Source organism: Myxococcus vastator (genome assembly GCF_010894475.1).
Classification (GTDB): domain Bacteria; phylum Myxococcota; class Myxococcia; order Myxococcales; family Myxococcaceae; genus Myxococcus; species Myxococcus vastator.
Genome location: NZ_JAAIYB010000057.1, coordinates 1 through 16,943 on the forward strand (window position 1 = coordinate 1; position 16,943 = coordinate 16,943).

At 71.4% G+C, this 16,943-nt stretch carries 13 protein-coding genes and 1 pseudogene; 9 read left to right on the top strand and 5 right to left on the bottom strand.

Annotated elements, in window-relative coordinates; translation table 11 throughout:
* The 4 genes and pseudogenes from G4D87_RS08490 to G4D87_RS08505 all read left to right on the top strand — a co-directional run.
* Nucleotides 1-183: pseudogene (locus G4D87_RS08490) on the top strand (FHA domain-containing protein); the annotation flags it as partial.
* A gap of 178 nt (nucleotides 184-361) precedes the next feature.
* Complete coding sequence (locus G4D87_RS08495; protein WP_240358108.1) at nucleotides 362-3,820, top strand: serine/threonine-protein kinase; 3,459 nt, start codon at nucleotides 362-364, stop codon at nucleotides 3,818-3,820.
* 4 nt (nucleotides 3,821-3,824) lie between these two features.
* Nucleotides 3,825-4,607, top strand: coding sequence for an ABC transporter ATP-binding protein (locus tag G4D87_RS08500; protein ID WP_163780750.1), 783 nt, complete (start codon nucleotides 3,825-3,827; stop codon nucleotides 4,605-4,607).
* A gap of 22 nt (nucleotides 4,608-4,629) precedes the next feature.
* Nucleotides 4,630-6,867 (top strand): fused MFS/spermidine synthase, encoded by a 2,238-nt coding sequence (locus G4D87_RS08505; protein WP_163780752.1) that lies wholly within the window; start codon nucleotides 4,630-4,632, stop codon nucleotides 6,865-6,867.
* A 1-nt stretch (nucleotide 6,868) separates the two neighbouring features.
* Here the strand turns inward: G4D87_RS08505 and G4D87_RS08510 are convergent, their stop codons facing one another.
* Nucleotides 6,869-7,639: a YoaK family protein gene (locus tag G4D87_RS08510; protein WP_240358109.1), complete on the bottom strand. Its 771-nt coding sequence runs from the start codon at nucleotides 7,637-7,639 to the stop codon at nucleotides 6,869-6,871.
* 48 nt (nucleotides 7,640-7,687) lie between these two features.
* Complete coding sequence (locus tag G4D87_RS08515; protein ID WP_163780757.1) at nucleotides 7,688-8,038, bottom strand: histidine triad nucleotide-binding protein; 351 nt, start codon at nucleotides 8,036-8,038, stop codon at nucleotides 7,688-7,690.
* A gap of 193 nt (nucleotides 8,039-8,231) precedes the next feature.
* On the opposite strand from G4D87_RS08515, the gene hprK reads away from it, so the two are divergent.
* The 4 genes from hprK (at nucleotide 8,232) to G4D87_RS08535 (ending at nucleotide 11,566) form a co-directional block, all read left to right on the top strand.
* Nucleotides 8,232-9,197, top strand: a complete 966-nt coding sequence (gene hprK / locus G4D87_RS08520) for an HPr(Ser) kinase/phosphatase (RefSeq protein WP_163780760.1) — start codon at nucleotides 8,232-8,234, stop codon at nucleotides 9,195-9,197.
* Nucleotides 9,194-10,057, top strand: a complete 864-nt coding sequence (gene rapZ, locus G4D87_RS08525) for an RNase adapter RapZ (protein WP_163780762.1) — start codon at nucleotides 9,194-9,196, stop codon at nucleotides 10,055-10,057. Before hprK ends, rapZ begins: the two co-directional genes overlap by 4 nt.
* A gap of 124 nt (nucleotides 10,058-10,181) precedes the next feature.
* Nucleotides 10,182-10,787, top strand: a complete 606-nt coding sequence (locus tag G4D87_RS08530) for a hypothetical protein (protein WP_205507485.1) — start codon at nucleotides 10,182-10,184, stop codon at nucleotides 10,785-10,787.
* A 176-nt stretch (nucleotides 10,788-10,963) separates the two neighbouring features.
* On the top strand, nucleotides 10,964-11,566 hold the full coding sequence (locus G4D87_RS08535; protein WP_240358110.1) for a hypothetical protein: 603 nt from the start codon (nucleotides 10,964-10,966) through the stop codon (nucleotides 11,564-11,566).
* A 16-nt stretch (nucleotides 11,567-11,582) separates the two neighbouring features.
* Here the strand turns inward: G4D87_RS08535 and G4D87_RS08540 are convergent, their stop codons facing one another.
* Entirely contained in the window at nucleotides 11,583-12,584 is a 1,002-nt protein-coding gene (locus G4D87_RS08540; protein WP_163780767.1) for a hypothetical protein, read from the bottom strand.
* Nucleotides 12,585-12,701: 117 nt separating this feature from the next.
* Between G4D87_RS08540 and G4D87_RS08545 the strand changes: the two genes are divergently transcribed.
* Nucleotides 12,702-15,482, top strand: coding sequence for a serine/threonine-protein kinase (locus tag G4D87_RS08545; protein WP_275902266.1), 2,781 nt, complete (start codon nucleotides 12,702-12,704; stop codon nucleotides 15,480-15,482).
* Between the two features lie 259 nt (nucleotides 15,483-15,741).
* On the opposite strand, the gene G4D87_RS08550 is transcribed toward G4D87_RS08545, so the two are convergent.
* Together G4D87_RS08550 and G4D87_RS08555 are read right to left on the bottom strand one after the other, a co-directional pair.
* Nucleotides 15,742-16,386: a hypothetical protein gene (locus G4D87_RS08550; protein ID WP_163780768.1), complete on the bottom strand. Its 645-nt coding sequence runs from the start codon at nucleotides 16,384-16,386 to the stop codon at nucleotides 15,742-15,744.
* Nucleotides 16,383-16,937 carry a hypothetical protein gene (locus G4D87_RS08555; protein ID WP_240358111.1) on the bottom strand — a complete coding sequence of 185 codons (555 nt, stop codon included), beginning with the start codon at nucleotides 16,935-16,937 and terminating at the stop codon, nucleotides 16,383-16,385. The genes G4D87_RS08550 and G4D87_RS08555 overlap by 4 nt, the downstream gene beginning before the upstream one ends.
* Nucleotides 16,938-16,943: the final 6 nt, after the last annotated feature.

The window sequence follows — 16,943 nt, forward strand, 5'->3', positions numbered from 1 at the left end:
CTCGCCGGCACCGCCAGTCCGGGCCAGGTGCTCATCACCGGCAAGGTCCTGGCCACGGTGGGGGCCCGCTTCGACGTCCACCCGCTGGGCGAGCGCCTCATCCGTCCCCCGAAGGACAAGGTAGCGGCCTTCGAGGTGCTGGAAGAGGATGTAGGCCAGTTGACCAATCCCGGCTTCCGCTGAGGGGGGCGCGGCCGGTTGACGGGTTGCTGCGACGTACCGGGACAGGGTTCAATGCGGACCCCGTCGTGGTGAACCCCCGCACCGCATGAACTCGTCAACCCAACCCGCCCGGTTGAGACCTTTCCGGCCCCAGCCGTTTGGCCGGTACACGCTCCTGTCCCATCTGGCGACGGGGGGCATGGGAGAGATCTACCTCGCGCGGTTGGAGGGGGCGCAGGGGTTCGAGAAGCTCTGCGTCATCAAGAAAATCCTCCCGCAGCTGGCCGCGGACGCGGACTTCGTCGAGCGCTTCGTGGGCGAGGCCCGCACCCTGGTCCGCCTGAGCCACGGCTCCATCGCCCAGGTGCTGGACATGGGCCTCCACGAGGACGAGGCCTACATGGCGCTCGAGCACGTGGACGGCAAGGACCTGCGCAAGGTGGCCGCGCGCGTCAGGGACAGGCAGATGCCGCTGCCCGTCACGTTCATCCTCTACACCATGGGCCGGGTGCTGGACGCGCTGGCCTATGCGCACCGCAAGAAGGACGACGACGGGGAGGACCTGAAGCTCGTCCACCGGGACATCTCGCCGCAGAACATCCTCATCTCCTACGAAGGGGAGGTGAAGGTCATCGACTTCGGGCTCGCCAAGAGCCGGTTGTCGGCGGCGAAGACGAACCCCAGCATCATCCTGGGCAAGTTCCTCTACATGTCGCCGGAGCAGGCGCGGCACCAGCCGGTGGACCGCCGCAGCGACCTGTACGCGGTGGGGCTCTGCCTCTACGAGCTCATCTGCGGGAAGAACCCGTTCGACGGGGTCCACCCGGGTGAGCTCATGTCCCTGGTGGCGAACCCGCGAATCGCGCCGCTGGACCAGGTGGAGCCGCTCACGCCGCCCGCGGTGACGACGCTGGTGGCCAAGGCGCTGGCGGTGGACCCGTCGCAGCGCTTCCAGACGGCGGAGGAGTTCCGCGGGCGGCTCCACGCCTGCCTGATGGAGATTGATTCGAGCGCGGGCCCGGAGAGCGTCAGCCGCTTCATGCGCGAGCTGTTCGCGGCGGACTTCCAGTCCGAGCGGCGCCTCCTGGCGAGCCTCAAGGACGTGCCGCGCCTGTCCACGGAAGAGGTCCGCGCGCAGGCCTCGGTGTCGGATGATCCGCTGGCGCCGAAGCTGACGCACGCGATGCTGCCGGCGAAGACCATCCGCCTGGATGGCCCGGTGGAGCCGCTGTCGTTCTTCCCCACGCCCCGCAGCCGCGAGGGCGGTGGTCCGGTGACGGACGGTGAGACGCGCCCGGGCGTCCCGATGGACGAGTCCACCCGCCCCGCGTTCCCCATCGAGGCGCTGGAGGAGGCGGCTCGGGCGCGGGGCGTGCGCCAGGACCCGGCGCCCTCGGTGGAGGTGGGGCCCGAGGCCTTCGTTCGCGGTGGCGGGGTGAGTCCTTCGTCTGCCCCCATTCCTCGCGCGCCCGCGATGACGCGCGAGGTCCAGATGACGTCGATGCCGCCCGAGGCGGTGCCGCCTGGCGTGGCCGCCGCGCGTGCGCTGCTTCCGTCGCACCTGCGGCCGACCGAGCTGGCGATGCCGAGCCTGGGCGGGCTGTCGTCTGCCGCGGACGCGCCCGTCCCGGTGGAGTCCACGGACGCGAAGGCCGAGTCGCTTCGGGGCAGGACGTCCGAGGCGAGCCCGAGCGTGATTGCCTCGCTGGGGGCGTCCACTCCCGAGGTGCCGCCGCGTGGGGCGCAGGGCACGGTGAACTCGCGACCGCCGCCGCCAGGGGCCGAGCCGCACGCGCCCGGAGCGGTGCTGCCGCGCACGGGCGTGGTGGTGATGCCCGCGGTCAACGTGCCTGCTCCCGCTTCGGTGCCGCGCACGTCGGCGCTGGCGTCGATGCCTGACGTTGAGGTCTCGGAAGGGGCTGACGGATACGCGGATGATGACCTCGCGCTGTCCGAAGACGAGGACGCCGCTTCGGAGCGAGAGGGCGCGTTCGGGAGTGCGCCCCCGGTCGAGGCGCTGTCGTCGCGGGAGGACGAGGCGGCGTTCAGCGAGTCACCTCCTTCTGGCCCGATGTCTCGAACGGCTTCGGTGGTGATGGAGGCCGTCCAGCCGCCTCCGCCGGACTCGACGCCGCCTCGCGCCATTTCCTCCGTGGAAGTGCCTGCGTCGGATGCGCGGGACGAGGCCGCTCCGGGTCCGGTCGCTTCCGTGGACATGTCCTCGGTGGACGGGCCGCTCGGTGATTCGCCATCGCGCACGATGTCCTCGGCGGGGATGCCGGTCGTGGGGGCAGAGCACGTTGCGACGCCGCGCTCGATGCCGCCGGTGGACGAGCCCGCGGTGGACGAGCCCGCGGTGGACGCCACGCCTGCTCATGGCGGGCAGGCCCTCTCCCCCGAGGACGAAGCCGCGGCCGCGCACGAGCCCGACGCGGGCGTGTCCGAGGATGAAGCCGGCCTTTCTTCGACCGACGCGCCGGCCCAGGCGGACGCCTCGTCGGAGCTGCCCGTGCTCTCCACCGAGGATGTGGGGCACGAGGACTCCGCGGCGCGCATCGCTGACGCCGACACGCATCCGCGCATCCACCGTCCGACGCGAACCGAGCGTCACGACGACACCCAGCCCCGCGTCGCGCATCACGCCGACACGGACCCGCGCGTCACCCGCCACGACGACACGCAGCCGCGCGTGGTGCTGGACGCGGGCCTCTTCAACGACGTGGAAGGCGCCGAGGACGAGGAGCGGTCCGGCGCCTCCCGGCCCAAGGCACGGCGTACCCGGTCGTCTTCACCGGGGATGGCGCCGGCCAGCACCGCGCGCAGGACAGGTTCCGTCTCCGCCGTGCGTCCCCCCGCGCCCGCCCCTGTCGTGACGGAAGAAGACGACGACGAGAGCGACGACGATGTCCGCGTCTCCCTCACGCCCAACGAGGAGACGCGGCGCACGACGATGCCCGTCCGGCCGGAGACGCGCTCGGCCGAGCGCATCGCGAAAGAGGACACCCGCCGCACGACGATGCCTGAGCGCCCCGAGCGCCGCCGTAAGGGCCCACTCGTGTTCGTGCTGGTGTTGCTGTTCATCAGCCTGGCCGTGGCCGGCGCCTTCTTCCTGGGGCCCCCGGAGCTCCGCGCCCAGGTGCTGAGCCAGTTCATGCCGGAGGCGCCCGGAGGGCCCCCGCCCGCGCAGCCCCTGCGTCCCTCCGCTCCCGGCGAAGCGCAGGCGGGCAAGGCCGGCCAGCCTCCCGAGGGCACCGCGGCGCAGGCGGGGACCTCGACGCCGGGAGCGCCCGCGCCAACCGCTGCCACGCCCACCGCTCCCGCGCCCGACGGAGGCGCGCTCGACGACTCCTTCCTCGCGCCGCTGGACGCGCAGCCGAACACCGTGGCTCCCGTGAAGCGCGCGCCGTCGGTCCGCAAGACTCGCTCCGCCCGCGCCCGTCCGCTCACCACGCTGGAGAAGGAGTGGCGCGACACGAACGCGCTCTTCAACCAGCTCAACGCGGAGCACTCGTGCGTGGTGCTCGGCCTCTGGTGCACGCGGTACGCCGAGGTGAAGAGCGAGGTGGAGGCCGCGGGCAGCAGCAACAACCCGGAAGCGCTGCGCAAGGTCCGGGCGATGAAGCGCTATCTGCTGCAGAAGCAGAAGGAGCTGTATTAGTCCCGTGGAGCCCCTGCTCGTCACCCGGGCGCTGGTCGCGGGCTACGGTCCTCATCCCATCCTGCGGGATGTGGCGTGCGAGGTCCGGCCTGGTGAGCTGTGGGCGGTGCTGGGCCCCAACGGGACGGGCAAGAGCACGCTGCTGCGCGCGGTGCTGGGCATGGGACCCTGGACGCGCGGAGAGGTCCGCCTGCTGGGCCGGGAGCGCGCCGCCTGGGAACCCCGGGCGCTCGCCCGCAAGGTGGCGTGGGTGCCTCAGACGTTCGAATCCGCGGAGGGCTTCAGCGGCCTGGAGCTGGTGTTGATGGGCCGCAGCCCGCACCTGGGCCTCTGGGGCCTGCCGTCCGAGGGCGACGTGGCGCTCGCGCGGGAGGTGATGACGGAGCTCGGCATCGCGCACCTGGCCGAGCGGCCATCGGAGGCCCTCTCTGGCGGCGAGCGCCGGATGTTGATGCTGGCGCGAGGACTGGTGCAGCAGCCGGAGCTGTTGCTGCTGGATGAGCCCACCGCCTTCCTGGACGTGGCCCATCAAGTGGGCTCGCTCGACCGCGTGCGCGCGCGCGTGGACGCGGGGCTGGGCGCGGTGGCGGTGCTGCACGATGTGAACCTCGCCGCCACCTTCGCCACCCATGTGCTGCTCCTCCGGGACGGCCAGGTGCTCGCGCGGGGGACGGCGAGCGAGGTGCTGGAGCGTGCCTCCCTGGAAGCGCTCTACGGGCTGCCCATGGAGACCGCGCTGGCTCCGTCCGGCGCCCGGCTCTTCGCGCCCCGAGCACCCTCGCGCTGAACCTTCTTCCTGGACCGCCAACATGTCCCGCTACGCCATCGCCATCTTCGCCAGCGCGTTCCTCCTGTTCGGCGTGCAACCCCTGGTGGGGCGCTACTCCTTGCCGTGGTACGGCGGAACGCCCGGCGTGTGGACGGCGTGCATGTTGTTCTTCCAGGCGGTGTTGCTGGGGGGCTACGCGTACGCGCACGGCCTCGCCTCGCGGCTGGCGCCTCGCACGCAGGCCCGCGTCCACCTGGGTCTGCTGACGGTGGCGGTGCTGCTGCTGGGCGCCCGCGCGTTGCTGGCGGGCTCTCCGGTGGCGCCCGGGCCTGAATGGCGTCCGGAGGGCACCGCGCTGGCCGTGCCCCGGCTGTTGGCGATGCTGGCGGTCACCATCGGCCTGCCCTTCTTCGTGCTGAGCACCACCGGCCCGCTGCTCCAGTCCTGGTTCGCCCGCGCGCGTCCGGGCCGCTCGCCCTATCCGCTGTACGCGCTGTCCAACGCGGGCTCGCTGCTGGCGCTGCTCGGCTATCCCTTCCTGGTGGAGCCGTGGGTGGGGCGCGGCGACCAGGCGTGGAGCTGGGGCGTGGGCTTCGTCTGCTTCGCCGTGGCCTGCGCGGTGTGCGCATGGGACGTGATGAAGCAGCCGGACACGGCGACTGTCGCCACGGCCGCGCCCGTGACGGCCACGCCGCTGACGGAAGCGCCCACGGCGGAGGCCTCCGCCCAGGTGGCCCGTCCCACCGTGCGCGCCACGATGACGTGGCTGGGGCTGAGCACCTGCGCGTCGGTGCTGCTGCTGGCGACGACGAACCAGCTCTCCCAGGACGTGGCGGCCGGCCCCTTCCTCTGGGTGCTGCCCCTGGCCGTCTACCTGCTGACCTTCATCCTCGCCTTCTCCCGCGAGTCCTTCTACTCGCGGACCGTCTACGCGGTGCTGCTCATCGCCTCGGGCGCGGGCGTGGCGCACGCGCAGACGCAGGGGCCGCAGTCCTCGCTCACGCTCCAGTTGGCCGCGTACTCCGTGGCCCTCTTCGCGGGCGCCATGGTGTGCCACGGCGAGCTGTACCGGCTGCGTCCTCCGCCGCGCCACCTCAGCGCCTTCTACCTGTGGGTGTCCGCGGGCGGCGTGCTGGGCGGGCTGCTCATCAGCGTGCTGGCCCCCGCCGTCTTCAGCGCCTACTGGGAGTACCCCCTGTCGCTGGGCGCGTGCTGCGTCGTGGCGCTGGTGGGCGTGGCGAAGCAGGAGGGCGAAGCGACGCGGACGCAGCGGCTGCAGCGCGTCCTTCGCGGCGCCATGCTGCTCCTGGTGGCCGGGCACCTGACGTACACCATGGCCAGCGAGCAGCGCCGCGCGCGCTTCGCCTCGCGCAACTTCTTCGGCGTGGTGCGGGTGATGGAGCAGGGCGTGGGCTCGCCGGAGGACCACCGCTTCACGCTGCTGCACGGCGCCATCACCCACGGGCTCCAGTACGTGACGCCCGAGCGCAGGGGCGTGCCCACGACGTATTACACGCCGGAGGCGGGCCTGGGGCTGGCCATCGCCGAGCAGCGCCGGCTGCGCGAAGCGGTGGGGCTGCCCGCGGGGCTGCGCGTGGGCGTGCTGGGGCTGGGCGTGGGCACCAGCGCGGCGCTGCTCGAGGCGGAGGACACCGGGCGCTTCTACGAAATCGACCCCGCGGTCATCGCGCTGGCGCGAGGCGAGGGCGGCTACTTCTCCTTTCTGGGAGACACGCCGGCGAAGGTGGAGCTCGTGGAGGGGGACGCGCGCATCTCCCTGGAGCAGGAGCTGGAGGCGGGCGGCGCGCAGGGCTTCGACGTGCTCGCGCTGGACACCTTCTCCTCGGACGCGGTGCCGGTGCACCTGCTCACCCAGGAGGCGGTGGCGCTCTACCGCGCGCACCTGGCGCCTCACGGCGTGCTGGCGCTGCACATCAGCAACGTCCACCTGGACCTGGTGCCGCTGACGCTGGCCCACGCGCGGGCGCTGGGGCTGCACGCGGCGCTGGTGGTCAACGAGACGCAGGGGGACGCGCTGCGCAGCAACTGGATGGTGCTCAGCCCGGACCGCGAGTTCTCCTGGGGACCGACCTTCACCCGGGCCTCCGCGCGCGTGCGCCGGCTGGGCCTGCGGGAGGACCCCGACTTCACCTGGACGGACGAGAAGAGCAGCGTGCTGCATGTGCTCCGGCGCGGCAGGCCCTCGGCGAGCGTCAAGGACGTGGAGGCCTCCTCCGGCCCGCCTGGCCCCGCGTCCGCCCAGCCCGGGGCGGAGTGACTCAGGCGCGCGGCATCGCCGGGGGGCCGGAGGTGGCGACGGCGCTCAGGTCGAGCGCCACCAGCATCACCAGCACCACGCAGGGCACCGCCAGGGTGGCCGCGCCAAACCGGACGAAGAGCAAGGGCCCCAGCGTGCAGCCGCCCAGGAAGGCGGCGCCGAGCCCCAGGTGCAGCCGGGTCCGCTCGAACTCAACGGCGGTGGGCAGCGCCCCCAGCCGGCGGCGCAGGCCCGGGCCGCCCTGGCCCCGCGTGCCCTCGCGCAGCCAGGAGCCCAGCCGCACCAACTGGATGCCGATGTCGGTGATGAGGCCGGTGATGTGCGTGGTGCGCACCACGGCGCCCGAGACGCGCGTGACGAGCGCGTTCTGGAGCCCCATGGCATAGGCCAGGCCCCACATGAGCGTCGGCTCGCGTGTGCCGGGGTGGTACGACAGCCAGGCGCCGATTCCGCCCAGCGTCAGCGCCTCCAGCAGCAGCGCGGAGGAGTGGCGGCCTCGGGGACGCTGGCGCGAGGCCTCCAGCAGCACCGACGCGGACATGGCGCCCAGCAGGAAGGACAGCAGCAGCTGCGCGGCCAGCCAGGCCAGGGCCGCGTTGCCCGAGGCGAGCGACTCTCCCAGCGTGGCCATGTTCCCGGACATGTGCGACGTGTGCAGGCCCAGCGCCACGAAGCCCGTGGCATTCACCAGGCCCGCCACGCCCGCGAGCAGCAGGGACAGCAGCGTATAGGCCCGCCGGTTCCCGGGAGACGATTCCGATGAGAAGGGCATCTCGGCGCCCGACGCTAGCACCGGCTCCGGGGTGGGGGGCGCGCGGGATTAGCCCGGCGGCCAGCCCAGCGGACGGCCCGCCAGCAGGTGCAGGTGGATGTGGAAGACCGTCTGGCCGGCGTGCGCGTGGGTGTTCATCACCACCCGGTAGCCATTGTTCGCGTCCGCGTGCCCGCGCTCCCGGGCCACCTTGGCGGCCGAGGTGAAGAGGTGGCCCACCAGGGCCTGGTCCTCCGTCGTGATGTCATTCACCGTGGGGATGTGCTTGTGCGGGATGAAGAGCAGGTGGGTGGGGGCCTGGGGGTTGATGTCCTCGAAGGCCACGCACACGTCGTCGCGGTAGACCACCTTGGCGGGGATGAGCCCGTCGCGAATCTTGCAGAAGAGACAGTCGGACATGATTTCCGGCTTACCAGCGGCCGGGGCCCCACGGAATGGCCTTACGTGGGCTTCCGTTGCCTGCCGGAAGCCGCGCGCTACCGCCCGGTGGGGCGGCCGGGCCCCGGGAGTCCTACCTGGGCCCCTCTCGTTGAGGGCCCAAGGAAGGCCGTCCCCCTCAAAGGGCCTCACCGGTGATATCCACGCCCTGACGATGAAATCCATCCGCATCTCCCAGCTCCTCGAGGACCGCGACTACGACATGCGGCTGATGCTCGTCGCCGGCGGCGGCGGGCTGACGCGCACCGTGGTGTCCTCGCGCATCCAGAAGCCGGGGCTGGCGCTGGCGGGCTTCACCGAGCACCTCCATCCGAACCGCGTCCAGGTGTTCGGCAACACGGAGATTTCGTACCTGGCCACGCTGTCGGAAGCGCGGCAGCGCGAGGCGCTGGCGCAGCTCTTCGGCGAGGAGGAGCTGGCGTGCGTGGTGGTGACCAAGGACCTGGACATCCCCCAGGCCCTCGTCTCCGCGTGTGAAGGCGCGGGGCTGGCGCTGATGAAGACGCCGCTGCTCTCCAGCGACTTCATCATGCGGGTGCAGACCTTCCTGGAGGAGGCCCTCACCGAGTCCAGCAGCCTGCACGGGGTGTTGATGGACGTGTTCGGCGTGGGCATCTTGCTGCTGGGCAAGAGCGGCATCGGCAAGAGCGAGATTGCCCTGGACCTGGTGATGCGGGCCCACCGCCTGGTGGCGGACGACATCGTGGACGTCACCCGCCGCAAGGGGGCCGTCTACGGCGCTGGCAACCCGGTCATCAAGCACCACATGGAGATTCGCGGCCTGGGCATCATCAACATCAAGGACCTGTTCGGCGTGGCCGCGGTCCGCGAGCAGAAGAAAATCGAGCTGGTCATCGAGCTCCAGGAGTGGGACCCCCACCAGGAGTATGACCGGCTGGGCGTGGAGGACCGGCACCTGCAGATTGTGGGGGTGGACATCCCCCTGTCGGTGGTGCCCGTTCGTCCGGGTCGCAACATGGCGACCATCATCGAGGTCGCCGCGCGCAACCAGTTGCTAAAGCTACAGGGCCACCACTCGGCGAGAGAGTTCGCCGAGCGGCTCAATCGGGCCATCGCCGAAGGGGCGATGCGCCGCACCCTGGGAGAAGAGGTCGAGTGACCGCCCCCGCGAAACAAATCGTCATCATCACCGGCATGTCCGGGTCCGGGAAGTCCACCGCCATCCGCGCGTTGGAGGATTCGGGCTTCTTCTGCATCGACAACCTGCCGGTGCTGCTCCTTCCCAAGCTCACGGAGCTGGCGGGGGGCGGCCACTTCGAGCGCATGGCGCTGGTGGTGGACGTCCGCGAAGGCGTCTTCCTCAAGGACGCGCCCCGCATCCTCGCCGAGGTCCGCCGCGCCGGGCACCAGGTGGAAGTGCTCTTCCTGGACTCCAGCGACGACAGCCTCATCCGCCGCTTCAGTGAGACGCGCCGCCGCCACCCGCTGGCGCCCAACGGCACCGTCGCCGAGGGCATCAAGGCGGAGCGCCAGGCCCTGCGGGACTTGCGCGAGCTGGCCGACCAGGTCATCGACTCGTCCACGCTGAACGTGCACGACTTGAAGCGCATGGTGCAGGCGCGCTTCAGCCCGGAGCCCGCCGCGGGCCCCAGCCTGTCCATCATGTCGTTCGGCTACCGCTACGGCGTGCCGCCCCAGGCGGACCTCGTGCTGGACGTGCGCTTCCTGCCCAACCCGTACTTCGTCCCGGAGCTGAAGGGGCTCACGGGCAAGGTGCCCAAGGTGGCGGCCTACGTGCTGGAGCGCGACGAGACGCAGCAGTTCCTCGAGAAGGTCGTGGACCTCTGCCGCTTCCTCTTCCCCCGCTACCAGAAGGAGGGGAAGGCGTACCTCACCGTGGCCCTGGGCTGCACCGGGGGCAAGCACCGCTCCGTCGCCATCGCCGCCGAGCTCACCCGGCGCCTGACGGACGACGACACCCGCGTCCAGCTCTGGGATAGGGACATGGAGAAGGAATAGCGCCGCCAGATTGCAATGTGGCTGTGTGGCGGGTTGCTTCGGTTGAATGACAGACATTTTGTCTGTCGGGTTTTGGAGGGGATGGGGTTGAATCGCCATCCCTTCCACGCGACTGGAGCCCCGCATGCGCTTCATTAAATCCGCTGTCTGGTTTTGTGCCGCCGCGGCCTTCGCCGCCTGCGGCGCCCCTGACGAGTCCCCGGAGCAGACCGGGCGGGCCCAGCAGGAAGCCGCGCTGACCACCGGTACCACGCAGGGCTGTACGTACTCCATCACCGCCTCGACGGTCCCTGGCACCGTTCCGCCGAAGTACAGCGTGTCGGTGACGCGCGCGGCCTCCAGCACCTGCCCCTGGCCGGAGGCGAGCGTGACGCTGGACTCGGGCTCCTACGCCTTCCCCGCCCGCGCGCTTTTGGCGAACAGCTACGGCCTGGCCGTGACGTACACCGGCAAGTATTCGCCCAGCGGCAGCGCGCCCACCTCCTGCAGCGTGCGGCAAATCGACCCGGAGACCCTGGCGGTGGTGCGCAGCTCGGGCATCGCGGTGTTCCTGGGGTCGGGCAGCATCTACAGCTGCAACCTGGACCAGACGGACGGCGGCGCGACGCTGGTCGTCTACGGCACGAAGAACGGCCGCATCTACGGGGAGACGGGCAGCGGCAACAACTACGTCGCCACCTACTACGACTTCTTCACCACCACCACGGCGCCTGTCTTCTACGCGTACTGAGTCCGCCCACGCTCGGTGGCGCGGGACCCAGGGTCATGACGGCGTCAGGGATTGATGCTGTCAAATTGCAATGCGGCTGCGTCGCGGCTTGCTCCAGTTGAATGCTGGACGGTGACTCTGTCAGGTTTTGGGGAGATGGGGATGAGTCCCCATCCTCTCCGCAACGGAGTTCCCGCATGCAACGCTTCAAGTCCGCCGTCTGGTTTTGTGCCGCCGTGTCGCTGGCCGCTTGTGGTGCCTCCGAGGAGTCCCCCGAGAAGGAGGCGCTCGCGCAGCAGGAGGCCGCGCTGACCACCGGCACCACGCAGGGCTGCACGTACACCCTCTCCTCCGTGCCGGTCTCCGGGGCCATGCCGCCGCGCTGGGACATCGTCGTGACGCGCGCGGCGTCCGGTACGTGCGCCCACGGCGCGGGCAGCGTGACGCTGGGGACGTCCTTCAACCCCCCGTACCTCGCGCTGCTGGCCAACAGCTACGGCGTGGCCACGGCCTTCTCGTACAAGCCCACGCCCAGCGGCAGCTCGCACACGCGCTGCCAGGTGGACCACGTGGACCCGGCGACGCTCGGCTCGGTCCGCAGCACGGACATCACCGTCATGTACGGCACGGCCAGCGTGTACAGCTGCAACCTGGACCAGACGGACGGCGGCGCGACGCTGGTGGCCTACGGGACGAAGGGTGGCCCGCTGCCGGGTGAGGTGGGCAACCGCCCCAACTACGTGGCCACGTATTACAACTTCTTCACCAGCACCACGCCGGCTGTCTATTACACCTACTGAGACACGGGCGTGCGCCTCAGCTCGACTCGCCCAGGCTGAGGCGCTTGCTGCCCACGCCATTCTTGTCCGCGAAGGACGCCGTGCGCTCGCGGTTGACGTGGGCCAGGGCGTCACGCGCCTGCTGTCCGCCCACGTTCGTGCGGTTCTCCAGCGCGAAGATGCCGCCGCTGCCGTGCTGCTCCTGGCCGGCCTGGACGGCGCGCTCCAAATCCCTGGCGGACACCCAGTACTCGCCGTTGACGGGGTCCTTCACGCGGAACAGGTCGTCCGACGTGTCGGCCGTCCCGTTGCTGTTGACGCCGTCGATGGTGACCCAGTGGAGTTGGCCCGGCCCGTCGCGCCGCTGCTCGGGCGCGAGCGCGCCATTGAGGATGGCATTGGAGTCCACGAGCGCCAGGCCGAACTGACCGGCCTTCATCACCTTGCTCGTCGCCGCCGCGTCGAAGTCGGCGAAGCCGTCCGTGACTTCGATGCCCAGGCCCCCCAGCGCGGTCGCCATCTCCGTGGGCGTGGCGCCATCATCCAGGTTGACGTCCACCGGGGCGTGGACAGAGCGGGCGCCGCTGACCTGTGACGCGCGCTCGCGGACGCTCTCACGCTCCTGCTGCTCGCACAGGCTGCCCTTCGTCACGCTGCGGCTCGCCCGGCTCAGGAAGGCCAGCGTCGCCTCGCCGCAGCCCGTGTCCGAGTCCTGCGCGATGACCGACGCGGTGGGCGCCCAGCCCTTGTCGGCCTGGGCCTGCGCCGCCTCGTTCTCCGGCGCCAGGTCTCTCAGATAGGGAAGCTCACGGGTCCCCGTGGTGTCCGGCACCGTCAGCCTGGGCACGCCCTTGGGGGCGGGCTTCGTGTCCTGGAAGGTGTCTCGTTCCGGACGGGAGGGCGCTGGCGCCGGGCTGCTCACCGCGCAAACAAGCGCGGCCATCATCGGTGCCTGGGCGTCCTTCAATACCGAGGGCTGGAGATGCTTGGACAGGGCCTGACGCGCTGAGTTGAAAACGGTGGTGACATGCTTGGTCATGGCGGACCCTCCCGGACTTCCATCGCCTGTCCTGATTATCGGTGACGTGTGTGTCTTGTTGCGCGCGAATCCTTCATGCGCGCAGGAAGGAGGCTCGCTTCCCAGTACACTTGCGGCATGGCCAACACCGATGACCGGGGTTCGGGGGCGGACGCTTCGCCAGAGCTGTCGACGCAGGTCGTGTCAGCGGATGAAGCGGGCGCGGGGCATCGGAGCGCGCCGCACACGGCGGGCGGCGACGCCCGAGGGCAGGCCCTGGCGCGCGGTCCGCTGGGCCAGCGGGTGGGGCGCTTCATCCCGCTGAAGCTGCTGGGGCAGGGCGGCATGGGCGCGGTGTACGCGGCCTATGACCCGGACCTGGACCGGAAGGTGGCGCTCAAGCTGTTGAGCGTGGAGGCCCGCTCCGCGGACGAAGAGGGCGGGCGCGCCCGGCTGCTGCGCGAGGCGCAGGCCATGGCGCGTGTCTCCCATCCCAACGTCATCCCCATCTACGAGGTGGGCACCTGGGACGCGCAGGTCTTCTTCACCATGGAGCTGGTGGCCGGTGGCACGCTGGCGGACTGGCGGCGGGAGAAGCTCCGCTCCTGGCGCGAGGTGCTGGAGAAGTACCTGCAAGCGGGGCGCGGGTTGGAGGCCGCGCACGCGGCGGGGCTGGTGCACCGCGACTTCAAGCCCGCCAACGTGCTGGTGGGGCGTGACGGGCGCGTCTGCGTCACCGACTTCGGCCTGGCGCGTCCCGTGGACAGCCTGCCCCTGGACGAGCAGCCCACGCTGGCGCGCGTGCGCGGCGCCTCGGAGACGTCGCGTCCGCTGCACGACCCGCTCACCGAGACGGGCGTCGTCCTGGGCACGCCGCCGTTCATGTCCCCCGAGCAGTTCCGCGGCGAGTCCCTGGACGCGCGCTCCGACCAGTTCAGCTTCTGCGCGGCGCTGTACCGGGCGCTCTACAACCAGCGTCCCTTCGACCCCGACGAGCTCTCCCGGGCCGCGAAGGCGCTGCGGTCCGCGCCCGCGAAGGTGACGGCGCCGTTGGAGCGGGCCGGGCGGGAGCCCTCGCCCATCCACGAGCCGCCGAGCGACGCCCGCGTCCCCGCCTGGGTGCGGCGCGCGGTGATGCGCGGGTTGTCGCTGGAGCCGCAGGCGCGCTTCGACAACATGGGGGCGCTGCTGGAGGCGTTGGCTCAAGCGCAGCAGCGCGCACGGGCGCGCAAGGCGGGAGGCCTGGCCGTGGCCACCGCGGCGCTGGTGGGCGCGGTGGGCGGCGGCCTGTGGTTTCAGTCCAACGTCTGCGCGGGCGCGGAGGGATTGCTGGCGGACAGCTGGGGGCCCGAGGCCAGGCAGCGGCTGTCCTCGGCCTTCGCCGCGACGGGAAGCCCGCTGGCGGGGGACATGGCGGGCCGGGTGGGGCAGGTGCTGGATGCCTATGCCAGCGGCTGGGCGCGGCAGCACACCGACGCGTGCGAGGCCACGCGCCTGCACGAGGTGCAGCCGGAGGCGCTGTTCACCCAGCGCGTGGTGTGTCTGGAGCGGCGGCACAAGGATTTGCGCGCGCTGGTGGGCGCCCTGTCCCAGGTGGACAAGGCGGGCGTGGAGAAGGCGCTGGACGCGGCGTATGCGCTGCCCTCGCCCGAGGACTGCGCGGACGTGGAGGCCCTGGCGAGCCAGCAACCCCGGCCCTCGGACCCGGCGCTGCGCGCGGAGCTGGAGTCCTTGGAAGGCGCGCTGTCGGAGGTGAAGGCGCTGGTGGACACCAGTCGCTATCCGCAGGCGCTGGCGGCGGCGAACGCGGTGGAGTCGCGGGTGCTGGCCGCGCGGTACGCGCCGCTGACGGCGGAGCTGCGCTTCCACCAGGGGTGGCTCCTCGCCGTGCTGGGGGAGAAGGAGAAGGGCGCGGGGCTGCTGGAGCAGGCCGTCTATGACGCCACGGCGGGACGGGCGGACCGGCTGGAGGTCTCCGTCCTCAACAAGTTGTTCTACGTGGAGGGGGAGCGCGAGCGCTTCGAGCACGCCTCGCGATGGGCACGCCTGGGCCAGGCGACCCTCCAGCGGCTGGGCGGGGACGCGGTGCTGCGGGGCGACTTGCTGGTGAACGGGGCCAACCTCGCGTTGATGCGTGGGCAGACTCGAGAAGCCCGGGCGTTGCTGGAGGAGGCCAACACCGTGCTGGCGGACGCGCTGGCGCCGGGCCACCCGAAGCGCGCGCGGGTGACCTTCTTGCTGGGGCGGGTGCTGCTGGAGCTGGGGGACTTCGCGGAGGCCGCGCGGGTGATGGAGGAGGCGCTGCGCCAGACGGAGGCCGCGGTGGGGCCCAGGCACCTGGACGTGGCTCGGCGTCACCAGGGCCTGTCCATGGCGCTGCGTGAGCAGCGGGAGTTCGCGCGGGCCTTGGAGCATGCCCGGGCCTCCGTGGCGCTGCACCGTGAGCTGCTGGGCGACAGTCACCTGAAGCTGGCGGAGGCGCTCGACGAGGAGGGCATGAGCCTGCTCGCGCTGGGACGCAATGAAGAGGCGCTGAAGGTGTACGAGGCGGCGCTGGCGGTGAAGCGCGCCCAGTTGGGGCCCGACGACGAGGACCTCCAGTACTCCTACGACGGCGTGGGGCAGGCCCTGCTGGGGCTGGGGCGCACGCGCGAGGCGCTGGTGCCGCTGCGCAAGGCGGTGGCCTTCACGGACGCGCAGGAGGACTCGCTGGGCGAGTCCGGCTTCGCGCTCGCGCGGGCGCTGTGGAAGGAAGGGCAGGGCGCGGAGGCGCGGGCCGAGGCGGCGAAGGCGCGTGAGCGCTTCACCGCTTCGGGCCGGACGCTCCAGGCCGATGCGGTGCGGGCCTGGTTGGAGGCGCTGCCTCCGGAGGCGAAGGCGGCGAAGCCCACCCGTCCCCAGCAGCGCAGGCGCCGCTAGGCAGGTAGCCACAAGTTCCGAGACGAATGCACGGACCTTGCCCGTTGCCGCTCCGCCTCGGGTTCGTTCAGGAACACCTGGCGGCCTGCTCAGGAGGGGGGCGCGGCTGTACGGTCGCGCCCGCTTCAGCTTGCGGCGGCGTCGGGTGCGGCTCGCCACATGAGCCCACTCTCCAAACGAAGCGCGGGCGCGCCACGAAGTCGGGCAGGCTCAGCAGGCCCGGCCCCCACAGCGGGCCGGGCGCCACGGCAGGACGCGCTCAGTCCGCGGTGAAGTACACGTTGTCCAGCAGGAGCGTGTCCGCGGCCGGGCCCGCGCCGGCGATGAAGACAAACGGCGCCTGCACCGCGTTGAGCTGCAACCCGCCCGCGACGAAGTCCGCCAGCGGAATGGCCAGGTGGTGCCACTGCCCGTCATTCGTATAGCCGTACTGTGCCGCGGGGAGCTGGACGCTCTCGTCGTCGTTCATGCCAATGGACACATTGGCGAAGCCCGGGTCGGCCGAGTTGAGGCTCACGTGCAGCGTCGTCCAGCCATCCAGGTTGCGCGGGGTGCTCCAGTGCACGCCGAAGCCCAGCCACGCCTTGCCCGCGTGCACCACCAGGTCGGCCTGGCGGCCCTCGATGCGCGTGGTGGAGGGCTCCAGGGTGAGGGTGCCCTCGTAGAGGTAGATGTGCACGGTGGTGTTGTCCACCGGGATGTCCTGGGAGCGGCCTCCCTCGTAGAAACCCACGCCCAGGCGCCGCTGGCCCTCGACATAGGGATAGGGGCCGGGGAGCGCCTCGTCGTTGGGTTCCTCGCCCGCGTCGGGCCGGTTGTAGCCCTGGTCCGTGTAGTCCGGCACGCCCGGGTCGGGACGGCAGCCCGCCAGGAGCAGGAGCGCCGCGAAGCCCGCGCGCCTCATGGCCGCACCGCCCGGTCTCCGCCGCCAGCCGTGCTCATCAACACCCAGCCGCCTTGCACCGCGCCGCCCATCTCCACGATGCCCTTGTACGCGGGCGTCGCCAAATCGTAGGCGTAGGTGCCCGTGGCGTCGTACGTCACCGCGTCCGGGAAGGCGTCGAGCATCGTCTGATATGCGCGGATGGCCTGGAGCCGCACCTGCGGCAGGTCCTCCTGACGCGCCTCTCCGTTCTGGTAGATGGCGAGCAGGTTGTTGCCCACGTAGAACTGGGCCTCGCCGCCCGGCTCGCGGGCCAGCACCGTGGCCCACGAATAGAAGGCCGCCACGTTGCCGGCGCGGGATTCGATGTCCCACTTCGTCTCCGCGCCGGGCGTGCTGGCGCGGAACGGATTGTTCGGGTCATCCAGCACGGACTGGTCCGGGTAGATGCCGACGTCCGGGCTGTGGAACTGGAGCGTGAGCCCGTCCAGGGATTCGCCATACACGAAGCTGGCGGGCTCGTAGCAGCCGGTGACGCCCCCGGCGCAGGCCAGCAGAAGCCACGTCTTCATACGTCC

Coding starts and splice junctions, on each gene's coding strand:
- G4D87_RS08495 (WP_240358108.1), top strand. CDS start 362: ATGGGAGAGATCTACCTCGCGCGGTTGGAGGGGGCGCAGGGGTTCGAG.
- G4D87_RS08505 (WP_163780752.1), top strand. CDS start 4,630: ATGTCCCGCTACGCCATCGCCATCTTCGCCAGCGCGTTCCTCCTGTTC.
- G4D87_RS08510 (WP_240358109.1), bottom strand. CDS start 7,639: ATGCCCTTCTCATCGGAATCGTCTCCCGGGAACCGGCGGGCCTATACG.
- G4D87_RS08515 (WP_163780757.1), bottom strand. CDS start 8,038: ATGTCCGACTGTCTCTTCTGCAAGATTCGCGACGGGCTCATCCCCGCC.
- hprK (WP_163780760.1), top strand. CDS start 8,232: ATGAAATCCATCCGCATCTCCCAGCTCCTCGAGGACCGCGACTACGAC.
- G4D87_RS08530 (WP_205507485.1), top strand. CDS start 10,182: ATGCGCTTCATTAAATCCGCTGTCTGGTTTTGTGCCGCCGCGGCCTTC.
- G4D87_RS08535 (WP_240358110.1), top strand. CDS start 10,964: ATGCAACGCTTCAAGTCCGCCGTCTGGTTTTGTGCCGCCGTGTCGCTG.
- G4D87_RS08540 (WP_163780767.1), bottom strand. CDS start 12,584: ATGACCAAGCATGTCACCACCGTTTTCAACTCAGCGCGTCAGGCCCTG.
- G4D87_RS08545 (WP_275902266.1), top strand. CDS start 12,702: ATGGCCAACACCGATGACCGGGGTTCGGGGGCGGACGCTTCGCCAGAG.
- G4D87_RS08550 (WP_163780768.1), bottom strand. CDS start 16,386: ATGAGGCGCGCGGGCTTCGCGGCGCTCCTGCTCCTGGCGGGCTGCCGT.
- G4D87_RS08555 (WP_240358111.1), bottom strand. CDS start 16,937: ATGAAGACGTGGCTTCTGCTGGCCTGCGCCGGGGGCGTCACCGGCTGC.